15 protein-coding genes are annotated in these 13,588 nt (G+C 47.6%); 14 read left to right on the forward strand and 1 reads right to left on the reverse strand.

Annotated features, from left to right (window positions below; translation table 11 throughout):
* Window positions 1-39 precede the first annotated feature (39 nt).
* The 14 genes from metF to QU605_RS13635 all read left to right on the forward strand — a co-directional run bounded on the left by metF (window position 40) and on the right by QU605_RS13635 (window position 12,537).
* Complete coding sequence (gene metF / locus QU605_RS13570; RefSeq protein ID WP_289725862.1) at window positions 40-990, forward strand: methylenetetrahydrofolate reductase [NAD(P)H]; 951 nt, start codon at window positions 40-42, stop codon at window positions 988-990.
* Window positions 991-1,049: 59 nt separating this feature from the next.
* Complete coding sequence (locus tag QU605_RS13575) at window positions 1,050-2,153, forward strand: acyloxyacyl hydrolase (protein WP_434967935.1); 1,104 nt, start codon at window positions 1,050-1,052, stop codon at window positions 2,151-2,153.
* Between the two features lie 13 nt (window positions 2,154-2,166).
* Window positions 2,167-2,925, forward strand: coding sequence for a head GIN domain-containing protein (locus tag QU605_RS13580; RefSeq protein WP_289725863.1), 759 nt, complete (start codon window positions 2,167-2,169; stop codon window positions 2,923-2,925).
* A gap of 1 nt (window position 2,926) precedes the next feature.
* The gene (locus QU605_RS13585; RefSeq protein WP_289725864.1) at window positions 2,927-4,009 is read left to right on the forward strand and encodes a serine hydrolase domain-containing protein; all 1,083 of its coding nucleotides are present in this window, start codon (window positions 2,927-2,929) and stop codon (window positions 4,007-4,009) included.
* A gap of 84 nt (window positions 4,010-4,093) precedes the next feature.
* Entirely contained in the window at window positions 4,094-5,644 is a 1,551-nt protein-coding gene (locus QU605_RS13590) for a S10 family peptidase (RefSeq protein ID WP_289725865.1), read from the forward strand.
* A 119-nt stretch (window positions 5,645-5,763) separates the two neighbouring features.
* Window positions 5,764-6,585 carry an META domain-containing protein gene (locus QU605_RS13595; protein ID WP_289725866.1) on the forward strand — a complete coding sequence of 274 codons (822 nt, stop codon included), beginning with the start codon at window positions 5,764-5,766 and terminating at the stop codon, window positions 6,583-6,585.
* Window positions 6,586-6,730: 145 nt separating this feature from the next.
* Window positions 6,731-7,456, forward strand: coding sequence for a DUF6090 family protein (locus QU605_RS13600; RefSeq protein WP_289725867.1), 726 nt, complete (start codon window positions 6,731-6,733; stop codon window positions 7,454-7,456).
* The gene (gene speB / locus QU605_RS13605; RefSeq protein ID WP_289725868.1) at window positions 7,453-8,229 is read left to right on the forward strand and encodes an agmatinase; all 777 of its coding nucleotides are present in this window, start codon (window positions 7,453-7,455) and stop codon (window positions 8,227-8,229) included. Before QU605_RS13600 ends, speB begins: the two co-directional genes overlap by 4 nt.
* Window positions 8,230-8,302: 73 nt before the next feature.
* Window positions 8,303-8,674, forward strand: a complete 372-nt coding sequence (locus QU605_RS13610; RefSeq protein WP_289725869.1) for a VOC family protein — start codon at window positions 8,303-8,305, stop codon at window positions 8,672-8,674.
* Window positions 8,675-8,751: 77 nt separating this feature from the next.
* Entirely contained in the window at window positions 8,752-9,300 is a 549-nt protein-coding gene (locus QU605_RS13615; RefSeq protein ID WP_289725870.1) for a DUF1643 domain-containing protein, read from the forward strand.
* Window positions 9,301-9,601: 301 nt separating this feature from the next.
* Window positions 9,602-10,297, forward strand: coding sequence for an SIMPL domain-containing protein (locus QU605_RS13620; RefSeq protein ID WP_289725871.1), 696 nt, complete (start codon window positions 9,602-9,604; stop codon window positions 10,295-10,297).
* Window positions 10,298-10,415: 118 nt separating this feature from the next.
* Complete coding sequence (locus tag QU605_RS13625; protein WP_289725872.1) at window positions 10,416-10,850, forward strand: DUF4174 domain-containing protein; 435 nt, start codon at window positions 10,416-10,418, stop codon at window positions 10,848-10,850.
* 102 nt (window positions 10,851-10,952) lie between these two features.
* Window positions 10,953-11,714 carry an SOS response-associated peptidase gene (locus QU605_RS13630; protein WP_289725873.1) on the forward strand — a complete coding sequence of 254 codons (762 nt, stop codon included), beginning with the start codon at window positions 10,953-10,955 and terminating at the stop codon, window positions 11,712-11,714.
* A gap of 112 nt (window positions 11,715-11,826) precedes the next feature.
* Window positions 11,827-12,537, forward strand: coding sequence for an SIMPL domain-containing protein (locus tag QU605_RS13635; protein WP_289725874.1), 711 nt, complete (start codon window positions 11,827-11,829; stop codon window positions 12,535-12,537).
* On the opposite strand, the gene gldA is transcribed toward QU605_RS13635, so the two are convergent.
* The gene (gene gldA / locus QU605_RS13640) at window positions 12,534-13,439 is read right to left on the reverse strand and encodes a gliding motility-associated ABC transporter ATP-binding subunit GldA (RefSeq protein ID WP_289725875.1); all 906 of its coding nucleotides are present in this window, start codon (window positions 13,437-13,439) and stop codon (window positions 12,534-12,536) included. The genes QU605_RS13635 and gldA overlap by 4 nt on opposite strands.
* Between the last annotated feature and the right edge of the window lie 149 nt (window positions 13,440-13,588).

Raw genomic sequence — 13,588 nt, forward strand, 5'->3', positions numbered from 1 at the left:
GTTCGAAGTGCCGGGAGCCCAGTGATGTAAACATAATTTATGAAAGTAACAGAACATATTAAGGCAGCAGGGGATACCCTGTTTTCCTTTGAGGTAATTCCTCCGGTAAAGGGGAAGCAGATCGGGGAACTGTACAGGAACATCGATCCCCTGATGGAATTCAATCCGCCCTTTATCGACGTCACGACCTCCAGGGAGGAATACATCTATATCGATCGGGAAGGCCTGCTGGACAAACGCCGGACCCGGATGCGCCCGGGAACCCTTGGTATTTGCGCTGCGATTAAACACAAATACGATGTAGACACGATTCCCCACGTGCTCTGTGGTGGGTTTACCCGGGAGGAAACCGAATATCTATTGGTGGATTGCCAGTACCTGGGAATCGACAACGTTATGGCGCTCAGAGGAGATGCCATGAAGGAGGAAAAGTATTTCACGCCAACCCCCGGAGGCCATGCGAATGCCTCTGAACTGGTTACCCAAATTGTCAACCTCAATAAAGGGCTTTACCTTCATGAAGTGGTAGAAACGGATCAGTGTCCGGATTTCTGCGTCGGGGTTGCCGGATATCCGGAAAAGCATATGGAAGCCCCTTCTTTGAACACAGATTTAAAATGGCTGAAACACAAAGTTGAGCTTGGAGCGGAGTACATTGTGACTCAGATGTTTTTTGACAATCAGAAGTATTATAATTTTGTCGACAAGGCTCGAGCCATGGGGATTGAAGTGCCTATAATCCCCGGGATAAAACCGATTGCCGTAAAAAAGCACCTGCAATTGTTGCCGCATGTTTTCAGAACGGACCTCCCCGAAGATCTCATTGAGGCTGTGGAAGGCTGCAAGGATAATAAGGCGGTGCGACAGGTGGGAATTGAATGGGCGATCCATCAGTCCCGGGAGCTCAAAGCATCCGGGGTTCCAGTTCTCCACTTTTACTCAATGGGTAAATCGGATAATATCAAGGCCATTGCTGAGGCGGTTTTCTAAGCGGAACCACCCCTGTGGAACCGATCCGACTTCTTTCAAAAAACTTACCTTTACCGCCCATGAGAAAAAGGATTTGCTTTGTTCTTTTGGCCTTCTCCTGGTCAATGGTCGTTCACGCTCAAAAAACCAAGGCAGTCCGGAACCTGGATTTGAATCCTTTTTACGGATCCATTTTACTTCACAACCCCGATATTTCACATCTGATACGGGAGCATCCGGGGGGCGTCATACTTGGTTTTAACCGCAAGACATTCGGGGAAGAAGCCTGGGAGCAGCGCTTTGGATTTCCCGACGAGGGCATCTCCTTTATCTATCAGGATATGGGTACCTCTACCCTGGGGAAAAATTACGGCCTGTACCTGCACTATAATTTTTATTTGCTCAAGCGGCATCTCAAGATGCGTATCGGGCAGGGAATAGCCTATGCATCCAGCCCCTATGACGCCATAACTAACTTCAGGAACAATGCGTATGGTTCCGATTTTATGAGCTCAACGTATTTGATGCTTCAATTCAACAAGGAGCGTATTTGGAACCGATTGGGAATAAACGCCGGGATTACCCTGGTACACTATTCCAATGCGAATGTCAGGGCCCCCAACACCTCTACCAACACCCTGGGGCTAACGGCCGGGATACTCTATGAACTCCAGGCAGAGCAGCCCGGTATCGAGGAGTACAAACGCTGGCCAAAAGAGCCTGTAACCGAGGGTGTTCGGCTCAACCTGGTTTTTCGTTCAGGAATTAATGAAAGTGATGTGGTCGGCTCAGGCCAATTTCCATTTTACATTTTTTCTGCCTATGCCGATAAACGGTTGGCCCAGGTGAGTGCAATACAGGTAGGAACAGATGTGTTTTTCTCTAACTTTCTCAAAGAACTCATTGCGTTTCAGTCCAATTCATTCCCTGAAATGCCTGTAGATCCCAATGCAGATTATAAAAGGGTGGGTGTTTTTATCGGACATGAACTCTTTATAAACAAACTGACGGTTATCACCCAGTTGGGATACTATGTGTATTACCCTTTTGATTTTGAGGGCAGGGTCTATAACAGGGTGGGAATTAAAAGGTATTTTGGTTCGAAATGGTTCGGAGCTATCAGCTTGAAATCCCATGGAGCCAAGGCAGAGGGAATTGAATTCGGTGTCGGAATACGATTGTAAAGCAAATGAGCAAATGAAAAGGCTATACCTGATATCACTCATACTACTGACGCTTCTCGGAGCGGGTTGCGGGGCGGACAGCCCCGACTGCTTCAAGGCTTCTGGCGACCTGGAACGCGTAACCCTCGAGGTTTCTGAATTTTCCAGGATCACCGTTTTTGAGAATATTCAACTGGTTGTAAAACACGGGTCCCGGCAGGAAGTAATTCTGGAAACGGGTAAAAATCTGAGGGCGGGAGTAACCGCCGAGGTCGTGGATGGAATACTGGAGCTCAGGGATGCAAATTCCTGCAATTTCTTCCGATCCTATGGCAAGACCATTTTTTATGTTACCACCCCGGACCTCGAAGCTATCAGAAGCAGCACCGGATGGCCCATTCGCAGCGAAGGAGTACTGCCCTTCGATACCCTCAGCCTTACTTCTGAAAGTTTTAATAATCAGGAGACAAACACAAACGATGGTTCTTTTGACCTCGACCTTGAGGTGAACCGACTCACGGTGGTCTCCAATGGAATAGCCTATTTCAAGCTGAGGGGGCAGGCCAGTCAGTTTTTGGTTACCATTGCATCGGGAGATTCCAAAGTAGATGCCCGGGAATTGCTGTCGGAAACGGTTCGGGTAAATCACAGGGGGAGTAATGATATTTCTGTGAGTCCAATAATGCGAATTTCGGGAATCATCAATGGATATGGGGATGTTCTGAGTTTTGAACGCCCCCCTGAGGTTGATGTGGAGGAAACCTTTAGGGGACGGCTTATATTTATGGATTAAAATGCGAACGCCCTGGAATATCCTCCGCAGTATCTTGGATATCGGAAAATCCGATCCTTCCCCTTCTGGTACCTCCGGGCTGGAATTGGCGGATGCCCTTTTAAGCGATCTGATCGCCCGGGAAAAAGTTCCGGGGTTGTCGATAAAAGCACTTCTAAAGGGTAAGGAATGGTTCTCCGGGGGCTATGGCTACGCAGACCTGGGTGAACAGACAGGGGTAGACCCTGAAGCTTCAATTTTTCGGATTGCGAGTATTTCAAAACCGATTACCTCTTGTGCCCTCGCGAGTTTAGTCTCAGACGGAATCCTGGACCTTCAGGAGGATATCCGCGTTTTTGTTCCGGAATTTCCAGTGTCCCACGGAAGGGTTACCCTGGAACAACTCGCTTCTCATACTGCGGGTATCCGGTCCTACAAAGGGAAGGAATTTGCCCTGAACAAGCCAATGAGTATCTCGGATAGTCTTGAGTTATTCATCGGTGATCCTCTGGAATTTACACCTGGAAAGGGATATAATTATACGAGTTTCGATTTTGTTCTCCTCGCCCTGGCCATGGAACGAGCAGTTGGAAAACCGTTTCATGAACTCGTGTTGGAACGGGTGCTGGATCCACTTCAGATGGAGGCGACGGTTGTGGAAAATCCGGGGGCACCTTTAGCGGATCAGGTTACTTTTTATAGCAGGACGCCCCGGGGATTTCGCGAATCCGTACCCGTGGATACCCGTTTTAAACTGGCAGGAGGAGGGTATCTTTCAACGGTATCAGATGTTTGTCGCCTGGGTCTTGGCTGCCTGGATGGAAGGGCCATCCCCAAGGTTCTGGAATCGGACTTTCTCACAGCTATGGAGGTTGATGGGACTTCAACCTTTTACGGTCTGGGATGGGAGGTTAGCTCAGATGCGAAAGGACGTAATTTTTACGGGCATACGGGAAATGCCATTGGGGCTTATAGTAATTTTAAAGTGTTCCCGAAAGAGCAGCTGGTCCTGGGGATACTTATAAATGCTTCCGTGCCGGAAGTGCAACCCATCCTGGACGCTGTGATCGAGGCACTGCATCAGTCCATTCCTCCGAATGGCTGATCGGTTCTCCGGATCAAATTTCGATTCTAAAGACCGGGAATTTCGTTTTTAATAGCCGTATCTTAAGCCCACAAATGTTTAATTATGAGCAGATACACCACGTTTAAAAGCCTTACCCTCAGTCCATTTATCCTGATATTTTTTTTCCTCACCTCGGTCACCGCCCAGGATAAACCCTTAGAAGAATCAGAAACACGCCCTATTCCGGCCCCAAAATCTTTTGTTACCAATCATCAGATCCAGAACGGGAATCGAAAAATTGCATATAAAGCCAATGCGTCAGAACACTATATAAAAAATGATGCCGGGGAGCCTGTGGCCTCTATCTGGTCTGTTTCATATAATGCCACGGAAACCGCAAATCCAGCCCAGCGGCCCGTGACCTTTATTTTTAACGGGGGACCGGGCTCTGCTTCTGTTTGGTTGCATATGGGCCTTTTTGGGCCGCAGTTGGTTCAAGTGGACTCTGATGCTACCAAAGATGATGGTGCCGCACCCTATAAACTCATAGAAAACCAGGAAGGATTGCTGGATGTGTCCGATTTGGTTTTTATCGATCCGGTTGGGACAGGTTACAGTCGGGTTATCGGCAAAGGAAAGGTAGAAGACTTCTGGGGGTTGAATGAGGATGCCCGTTCAATAGCGACCTTTATCCGGGACTGGATAACCGAGCATAATCGCTGGATGTCCCCCAAGTTTATCGCAGGAGAAAGTTTTGGGACGACCCGTGCCGTAGCTGTAGCCCAGGAGCTGGAAGGGGGAGGGCAGAATATGGCATTGAATGGTCTGATCCTCATTTCACAGGCCTTGGATTATGGTGGGTCAACTTCTGCCCATCACAATATCACCTCGTATATTACGTACCTCCCGAGTATGGCGGCCACAGCCTGGTACCATAAAAAAGCGGGGCAGGGAACTTCTCTGGAAACTTTTGTCCAACAGTGCAGGGAATTCACCTATAACACCTATATCCCTGCCTTGTACAAGGGATCTTTATTGACTCCAACGGAAAAAGAAGCCGTGGCTGCCGAAATGGCCAGGTTTACAGGCCTGAGTACCGGCTACATTCTCGAATCGGACCTCAGGGTTCTGGTTCCCCGGTTTCAAAAGGAGCTGCTCAGGGATAAGGGGGTAGCCCTGGGCCGTCTTGACGGGCGATTTATGGGCAATGAGATCGACGCTTTTTCCGATGGCCCCCATCTTGGGGATCCGTCGAGTTATCAGATCAGCGGCGCGTATACCGCCGCCCTGAACCACTATTTGCGCAATGCGCTGGATGTTGAAATGGATCGTCCGTACCTGACCTCAAACGGTGAGATTGGAAGTAAATGGAACTGGAGACCCGTGCCCAAAGGGCAATATTGGGAGCCGGAACATGTAAATGTTGCCCATAAGCTGGGGGAGACCATGAGGCGGAATCCCGAGATGCAGGTCCTGGTGGCCAATGGATATTACGACCTGATTTGTCCCTTCTTCGATTCGGAGTACACCTATTCCAGAAATGGAATTGAGACAGAAAGGATTCAGATGACCTATTATGAGGCCGGACATATGATGTATACCCATCATGAGGATTATTTAAAACTTGCAAAAGACATTCGAAGCTTTATGACTGGAGTTGCTTCGGAAAATTGATTCCGGCGGGCCATGTTTATTCTTTTTTTGATGAAAAAAGGAGGCTTGAATTTGGAACACGGCATTTATTAGTTGGAGATATTGGCTAAATTTAGGGATCGCAAAACTCAAATGATCGTATGAGCTCTAATGGATTAAAACGCACGGCATGGATCTTAGGACTGGCCCTGCTCACTGGACTTACCCAATGTAAGCCCTCTAAAGAAAAACCCGAACAAATGACAAGGATTCAGGAACAGGACTCCGTTCCTTTGGGGGATACCAGTCGTACCTCTGTAGATTGGAATGGTACCTATTACGGTTTCCTGCCCTGCGCAGATTGCGGGGGAATCCTTACCGAGTTGGTGCTTGAATCAAATGGCAGTTATTTGATGAAGCGCGTCTACTGGGGGAAGGACCAACAGGTCATTAAGTCGGAAGGGACTTTTCAATGGGATGGATCCGGCGGAAAAATAAGACTTGGGGATTCCAAATCGAAGGATGAGGTCGTATGGTATCAGGTAGGCGAAAACCGCCTCTTCCAGCTCGATCGAAAAGGGAATCGCAATGAATCGGATCTCGCGGAGAGATATCAGCTCAGCAAACAAAATAGTTTAACCGGTATAGAGGGGGTCTATTGGAAACTCGTCGAGTTAGGTGGACAACCCATTGAGGATGGAGCCCCTTCAGCACCTTTCTTAATGTTAGTCCCAGGGTCGGGCCGGGTCAATGGAAATGGCGGGTGTAATACAATTATGGGGGGATATGAACTCACCGATAACAACCGGATTTCATTTTCGCAATTTGCCTCCACAATGATGGCCTGTCCGGGGGAGAACCCCGAGCAGGAGTTTTTAAAGGTTTTCGATCAGGTAGATAATTATACCTTGAAGCGAGATACCCTTTCACTTAATAAGGCGCGCATGGCACCCCTGGCGCGCTTCGTGGCTGCTTTTCCGTAAAATGGGATAGGTAACGGTTGGTTCCCCCGGTGTTTTTTGCGATCAGCAGGCCACGGTTCCAAACCAACCCAGTGCGGCCAACCTGAGGATAGTCCGAAGCCTTTGAGAGGATTTATTTGGCCAGGTCACGCGATAATTATAGAAAATGCTCATTTTTTTCAGAAAAGTTCGCCAAAAACTAATTCCCGGAAATTCCACCGCGAAGTACCTGGGATATGCCCTTGGTGAAATCGTGCTCGTGGTGATTGGCATTTTAATTGCCCTTGGCATTAACAACTGGAGTGAACAACGCAAAAGCAGGGTTTTTGAAAAGGAGATTCTTGTTCAGATTCGCGAAAATCTCAGAAAGGACAAGGATAATCTCAAAAATATCATTGCCAATGCGAACAGGGCAGTCCAATGTTCTGAGAAAATCCTCGCCTTAGAAAGGGGGTCCCCTCCTCCGGATAGCCTGAAATACTGGTTGGGCAGTATTGCTCAGTTCGATCGGTTCCAACCCCTGACCAATGCCTATGAAGTACTGAAGTCCAGGGGACTGGATTTGTTGTCTGACAAGGAACTCAGATTCCTGATGGGTACCTATTACGACGACCAGGCCCATATAATCAGCAATGCCAATGAGGACCTCAAACAAACATTTGTTGAAGATTGGGTTCCGCTTATGCGGCAGGGGGTTGTCGAATTTAAATTCAAAGAATATTTAATCCTGCCCGACGAGCAGGCCTTTTTGGCTTCCGATAAACTCCGCAACATTTTAATATTGAACCAATCGAATTACGATGGAAGCATTCAGTACATGGGGGAGGGCCTGCAGCTGATCAATAAGGTGCTGGAAATTGTGGAACGGGAACTGGCAAAAGACGAATTATGAGTAAAATACGGATACGCGGCATATGTTATGATTCGGGGTCTTCCTTTTTAACGGGGCCGGCCGGCGCTCCTGCCTGTATCCGGGAGCCCCTGCGCTCCGGGATGATGAATATGTATTCCGAATCTTTAAAGGATCTCGGGGATTGGGAAACTTTTGATGAAGGGGATTTTGAGATCGGGGCGTATCCCGATATTGAGTCCCTCACTAAAGAACATCTTTCAAAAGGTGACAAGCTTCTTACCCTTGGAGGGGATCACAGTATTACCTATCCGATTATCAAGGCCTATGCGGGCAAATACCCCGAACTGGATATCCTTCAGATCGACGCGCACCCGGACCTTTACCAGGACTATGAAGGAGATCCGTATTCCCATGCATGCCCATTTGCGCGGATTATGGAAGATGGACTCGCAAAGCGTTTGGTGCAGGTGGGGATTCGAACCCTCAACCCACATCAAAAAGAGCAGGCAGAGCGCTTTGACGTAGAAATGTATACCATGAATACCGGGTTGCCAGAACTTCCCCTGAGGTTTGCCAATCCCGTGTATGTCTCCCTGGACATGGATGCGATAGATCCGGCTTTTGCCCCCGGCGTGTCGCACCGGGAATCAGGCGGACTTACCCCCCGTGAGGTTATTAAAATAATTCAGGGTATCGAGGGTGAGGTGGTTGGCGTTGACCTCGTGGAGTACAACCCCAATCGCGATCTGGAAGGAATTACTGCAGAATTGGGGGCCAAACTTTTCAAGGAACTTCTGGCGCTGGTCTACTAGGGGTATGAGTTGCACCGGGATGGTGGATACCCGGTTTTTACGTATCTTTTCTAAAATCTAAATCCGCTTAAAAATGAAACTAGGTGCATTTTCCCTTAGTCTGGCCGTATCCGATTTAGCGGCTTCTAAAGCATTTTATGAAACCCTGGGATTTGAGGTATTTGCAGGTGAGGAAGCCCGAAACTATCTTATCATGAAAAATGGTGAAACCCTAATTGGATTGTTCCAGGGAATGTTTGAAGGGTCTATCCTTACCTTTAATCCGGGCTGGGACCAGGAAGCCAAAACCCAGACCGATTACGATGATGTCCGGCAACTATACAAGACCGTTGAGAAAGCAGGGATTCCCGTAATCCAGAAGTCGTTAAAAGAAACTTCGGGTCCGGGAAGTTTTACCATTCAGGATCCCGATGGCAATACCATCCTTTTTGACCAACATGTCTAGGAACGGAAATTGGGTTTGAAACTCCTGGTTTTTTGCAAACCTCTGCCCCTGAAACTGGACATGCCTGATCTATCACTATGCCATATTCATATCCCGGATTTGCGAAGGTTGTTTTGATTCAGGAGGAGGCGGGTAAACGCTACAGCCTGGAGGTGGAGCTGGATTTGGCTGGCCCGGATACGTGGTTGATCATCCAGAAAAACCCAAGTAAAGCCAATGCGGGAAATTCGGACCATACGATTAACAGGGTTCTGAATTACATCCACAAAAACCAGGATCGTTATCCGGTCTTAAGTCAAGTCGGAAAAGTAGTTTTTTTGAATCTGATTCCCTGGTACGAAACGTATTCCAATCAGTTGATCCATAAAGGGAAAACGCTGATAGATCCCCAAAACATAAGGACGATCGGAAAGTATCTTTCCGGGCAAAACCCTTGTATCATCGCATGGGGGAATCCGGCAGCCGGACTCACGCAGATACATGAGTCCCTTTCCAGAGAAGCCTGGGAACGGATGCGCCAAAATGAAAATCCCGTTTACCATGTAGGTTCTTTGACACGTCTTAAATTCCCCAGGCATGGCCAGATATGGGGATATTCAGATCCATTAATTTCAATTATTCCATGAACTTGCGATTAAAGATGTAACAAAATGATCATCTTTGCGTCTTTATAATAAAGTCCCCCCAATAACGTTTCACATTAAAGATATTTGCATCATGACAACCTGTCGTCTCAATATCATCTACAAAGCACTTTTCGTGGGCCTTTGTGTTGTGATCTTTCTTCTTTGGTCCTGATCGGGGAATCGGGAACTACATCATTTTTTTAATACTTCTGCCAATTTTTTGTGCAGAAATCATTTTTAGCATCATCTTTGATAGTAGCAGGAGGGGCAGTCCCACCTTAAACCATTAATATGACCTAAAATGAAGAAATTATGCCTTTTTCTGGCCTGTATAGCCATGTTTCAGACCGGATTTTCACAGACGAAAAATTTTATAGACCAACCCTACCTCGAAACCGCAGCTGAGGTGGATACCCTGGTTACCCCGGATCGGATCTACCTGAGTATACGAATTCAGGAAAGTGACTCTAAGGGTCGCACATCCCTGGAATCGCTCGAGCGCAGGATGGGCGACAAACTTGTAGAACTGGGTGTGGACCTGGAAAAACAGTTGACAGTTTCCGATTTGGCCAGCGAATTTCAGAAATACTTTTTGCGCAAACAGGATATTCTCAAGGAAAAGGTTTTTGAATTGGTGCTATACGACGCGCAGACAGCCGGAAGGGTATTATTTGAATTGGAGAAAATCGGAATTTCGAACATTCAACTCGCAAAGACTGAATATTCAAAAATGAAAGCCCTTGAGGATACCCTGAGAATTCGGGCGGTCCAAAAGGCAAAGAAACAGGGTATTCTAATGGCTGAAGCCCTGGAACAGACGCTGGGTAAGGCGCTTCATATCAGTGATCGCGGTAGCAGTGTATATAACACTTCCATGGATGCGGGGGTCATGAGAATGGCCTCTGATCAGGCAGAGGATGTCTATGTCTCTTTGCCGGCCCAATTCGACCAGATTAAGGTACAGTTGGGTATACAGGCTAAATTCAAGTTGGAGTAATAGCCATAACCAAAGCTAAGGGCTTTTCCCAATGGGGCTTCCGGATAGGTGTTGTTTTTCGCCTAGGTGGATGGATAAAAACGCAATTACTTTAAATCTTCCTTTGTATTTTTAAGGGATGCGGGCTACAGGCGTATTTTTTGCAATGTTTGTGCTTTTTGGTTTATGCGTGCGCGCTCAGGACCTGGAATCACTTCGCTGGAAAAACAGGGTGATTCTGCTCTATACCCATAGTCTGGATCACCCGGAGTATAAAAAAATGGAGACGGGACTCCAGGCAGATGCAGCCGGAGTAGCCACTCGGAAAATTATCATCTTTACGATTGTCGGAGAACAGGTATCACGCGGTTTGCCTGCTGAGATATGGGAAAAACTGGGACCCCGGGCGGGAAGGATTCCCGATTTGGCGGAAGGTTTTCGACTGGAATTAATCGGTTTAGATGGGGGGCTTAAATACACTACGACTACGGCAACCCCAAGGGAACAACTTTGGGCGCTTATCGACGGGATGCCGATGCGGAGGGAGGAACTGCGGACAAAAGGCAACCCCTAGGGAGGTGGTTAACGCTGTGTAGGCCATATGCTTGGTGGTTGCAGCTTAAAAGATTAAGTTAATAAGGGGGGGACCCGCGAAAAACCTTATTTATTACAAATCATGTGTTACGATATTGCAGCAAGCCTTGAATCCCAACTAAAGCGTGCGCTAAGGCGGGGCGATAAGGAAGCTGCCCGACAGATACAAGAAGAGCTATTACCGCTGACCGATTTGCCACTGTATCACGCATCGGGTTTCAGCCATCCGAAATTACTCATATATACAACCCGAAGCCCCGACTTTCCGATTCTAGCCATTTGGGGGCTTTTGCCTCATTGGATACGCGATTGGGATCAGGGTAAAAAAATATGGAACAAAACCCTGAATGCCCGAGGGGAGACAATTTTTGAAAAGCCATCATTTAGAAGCGCTGCCAGAGACAACCGGTGCCTGATTTATGTGGACGGGTTTTATGAACATCACCATCATTCAGGAGCCTCTTATCCATTTTTTATTTATCGGTCGGATGGTCATCCGATGATTTTTGCAGGACTTTCCAGTGATTGGAGGGATCCCGATACGGGTAAGGTGCTGACCACTTTCAGCATTGTGACCACCGAGGGAAATTCATTGCTTTCGGACATACACAATAACCCAAAACTCTCTGGCCCTCGAATGCCGGTAATTCTTCCGGATGCGCTTGCCGACCAATGGTTGGATCCCATTGCGGATGAACGGGATCTCGCCGAGATTCAGCGCCTGATTACCCCGTATCCCGATGAGGGCCTAAAGGCTCATACCGTCGGGAGATTAAGAGGGAAGGCGTACGCCGGAAACAAACCTGAAATAAGTTCTGAGGTATTTTACCCGGAGCTCGCTTGAAAAAGGCACAAAAAAACTGGGTTTTCAAGGAGTTCGGGGAATCTGAACCCAGTTCTTAATCCGTATATCCTTTACACACTCTGTGCAGCCTTAATATTGTAATCGATAGTTTATGACACGCCATATCTGGATTTCAGCAGTTCTGATTTCGCTCGCTCTGGCAACAGGGGGGTATTTCATCGGGAATATACAAGTGAACGGTAAAAAGTATGACCGGTACGTAACTGTAAAAGGACTTTCAGAAAGGGAAGTGGCCGCTGATCTCGCCGTTTGGCCTATCAATATTATTTTAACGGGAAATGACCTGCAGGAACTCAGACAGCGAATTGAAAGGCAGAACAAGACGGTAAACGCATTTTTCACCCAACAGGGATTTGGCCCTGAAGAAATTACGCGGGGTCCGGTAAATATTAATGATGCACAGGCAAATCTGTATGGCTCAGGTCCGGGTACTCCTCCATACCGATACCTGGCAAAATCGGAGTTTACAGTCAGGACCTCCGATGTTCCCAAACTGCAAAAAGCGCTGACGGCATCGCTGGAATTGCTTTCCGGTGGAATTGTTATGGGTTCGAAAAATGAATGGCAGCCCATAGAGTATATTTTTACCGGACTCAATGAGCTCAAACCTGAGATGATTGAAGAGGCCACGAAAAATGCCCGCGAGGTGGCGGAGAAGTTCGCCAGGGATTCAAATTCCGAAGTCGGCCAGATAAGGGTGGCGCGTCAGGGCCTGTTCTCCATTTCCAACAGGGATGTAAATACCCCTCAGGTAAAAAAGGTCAGGGTGGTGACCACAATTGATTTTCAGCTCGAAGATTAGACGGCCTGCCCTCCGGTAAGTTCGGTAAAGAGGTTTTCGAGATTCTTGGTCTTCCGGCTCAACTGAAGGGTTTTGAGCTGATTATCGTGGGCAAAATCAAAAACGACCCCACGCATATCTTTGGAGGTTGAGAAGCTTATTTCATAAACAAAACCACCTGTATTTACAACAGAAGCCACATTGGGTAATCGCTCCAGTAAAACTTCCTCGACCCTGTAATCGAATTCCACCTCTACCACCTGGGTTTCATCTTTGCGCAGCGCATCCATGGTAGCATCTGCGACAAGTTTTCCTTTGTTGAGGATCAAAACACGGTCGCACACGGCTTCAACTTCTTTCATGATATGGGTTGATAGCAAGATGGTCTTTTCAGATCCGACCTCGCGAATCAGTTTGCGGATTTCGAGGAGTTGATTTGGATCCAGTCCCGTGGTCGGTTCATCCAGGATCAGGACCTCGGGTTCATGGATCAGGGCTGCCGCAAGTCCCACCCGCTGGCGGTATCCTTTGGAGAGTTGCCCTATCTTTTTATGAACTTCAGGCTCAAGACCTGTCTGCCCGATCACAGCCTCTATCCTATTTTTGGAAACTCCATATGTGGATCTGCAGAATTCCAGGTATTCCCTTATGTAGAGATCCAGATACAAAGGGTTGTGTTCAGGCAGGTACCCAATACTGCGTTGAACTTCCCTGGGCTGGCTCACCACATCGTAACCATTGACCTCGGCTATGCCCGAATCCGCTTTGTGATTGGTCGTCAGGATTTTCATCAGGGTAGATTTCCCTGCTCCGTTGGGCCCGAGAAAACCGACTACTTCACCTTTGCGGGTTGCAAAACTGATGTCATCCAGAGCTGGTTGACTGCCAAAACGCTTGCTGATATGGGAAACCATTATAGACATAGGGGGGGCTAATTTTCTGGTAAAAATACACAATGAACCTTAAGGAACTTCAAAAAACTGGAAATCCCTCCTTCCGGAAACACAGGCTCGATGCGCTCCTTAAAGGAGGTAAAGGGGAGGATCTGTTTTCCCGATGACCTGCATTATTT

Origin of the sequence: Robiginitalea aurantiaca, assembly GCF_030380815.1 — a bacterium.
In the GTDB taxonomy this organism is placed as follows: domain Bacteria; phylum Bacteroidota; class Bacteroidia; order Flavobacteriales; family Flavobacteriaceae; genus Robiginitalea; species Robiginitalea aurantiaca.

Excerpts from the sequence above, each read along its gene's own strand:
- metF (WP_289725862.1), top strand. The coding sequence starts at position 40 with ATGAAAGTAACAGAACATATTAAGGCAGCAGGGGATACCCTGTTTTCC.
- QU605_RS13575 (WP_434967935.1), top strand. The coding sequence starts at position 1,050 with ATGAGAAAAAGGATTTGCTTTGTTCTTTTGGCCTTCTCCTGGTCAATG.
- QU605_RS13580 (WP_289725863.1), top strand. The coding sequence starts at position 2,167 with ATGAAAAGGCTATACCTGATATCACTCATACTACTGACGCTTCTCGGA.
- QU605_RS13585 (WP_289725864.1), top strand. The coding sequence starts at position 2,927 with ATGCGAACGCCCTGGAATATCCTCCGCAGTATCTTGGATATCGGAAAA.
- QU605_RS13590 (WP_289725865.1), top strand. The coding sequence starts at position 4,094 with ATGAGCAGATACACCACGTTTAAAAGCCTTACCCTCAGTCCATTTATC.
- QU605_RS13595 (WP_289725866.1), top strand. The coding sequence starts at position 5,764 with ATGAGCTCTAATGGATTAAAACGCACGGCATGGATCTTAGGACTGGCC.
- QU605_RS13600 (WP_289725867.1), top strand. The coding sequence starts at position 6,731 with ATGCTCATTTTTTTCAGAAAAGTTCGCCAAAAACTAATTCCCGGAAAT.
- speB (WP_289725868.1), top strand. The coding sequence starts at position 7,453 with ATGAGTAAAATACGGATACGCGGCATATGTTATGATTCGGGGTCTTCC.
- QU605_RS13610 (WP_289725869.1), top strand. The coding sequence starts at position 8,303 with ATGAAACTAGGTGCATTTTCCCTTAGTCTGGCCGTATCCGATTTAGCG.
- QU605_RS13615 (WP_289725870.1), top strand. The coding sequence starts at position 8,752 with ATGCCATATTCATATCCCGGATTTGCGAAGGTTGTTTTGATTCAGGAG.
- QU605_RS13620 (WP_289725871.1), top strand. The coding sequence starts at position 9,602 with ATGAAGAAATTATGCCTTTTTCTGGCCTGTATAGCCATGTTTCAGACC.
- QU605_RS13625 (WP_289725872.1), top strand. The coding sequence starts at position 10,416 with ATGCGGGCTACAGGCGTATTTTTTGCAATGTTTGTGCTTTTTGGTTTA.
- QU605_RS13630 (WP_289725873.1), top strand. The coding sequence starts at position 10,953 with ATGTGTTACGATATTGCAGCAAGCCTTGAATCCCAACTAAAGCGTGCG.
- QU605_RS13635 (WP_289725874.1), top strand. The coding sequence starts at position 11,827 with ATGACACGCCATATCTGGATTTCAGCAGTTCTGATTTCGCTCGCTCTG.
- gldA (WP_289725875.1), bottom strand. The coding sequence starts at position 13,439 with ATGTCTATAATGGTTTCCCATATCAGCAAGCGTTTTGGCAGTCAACCA.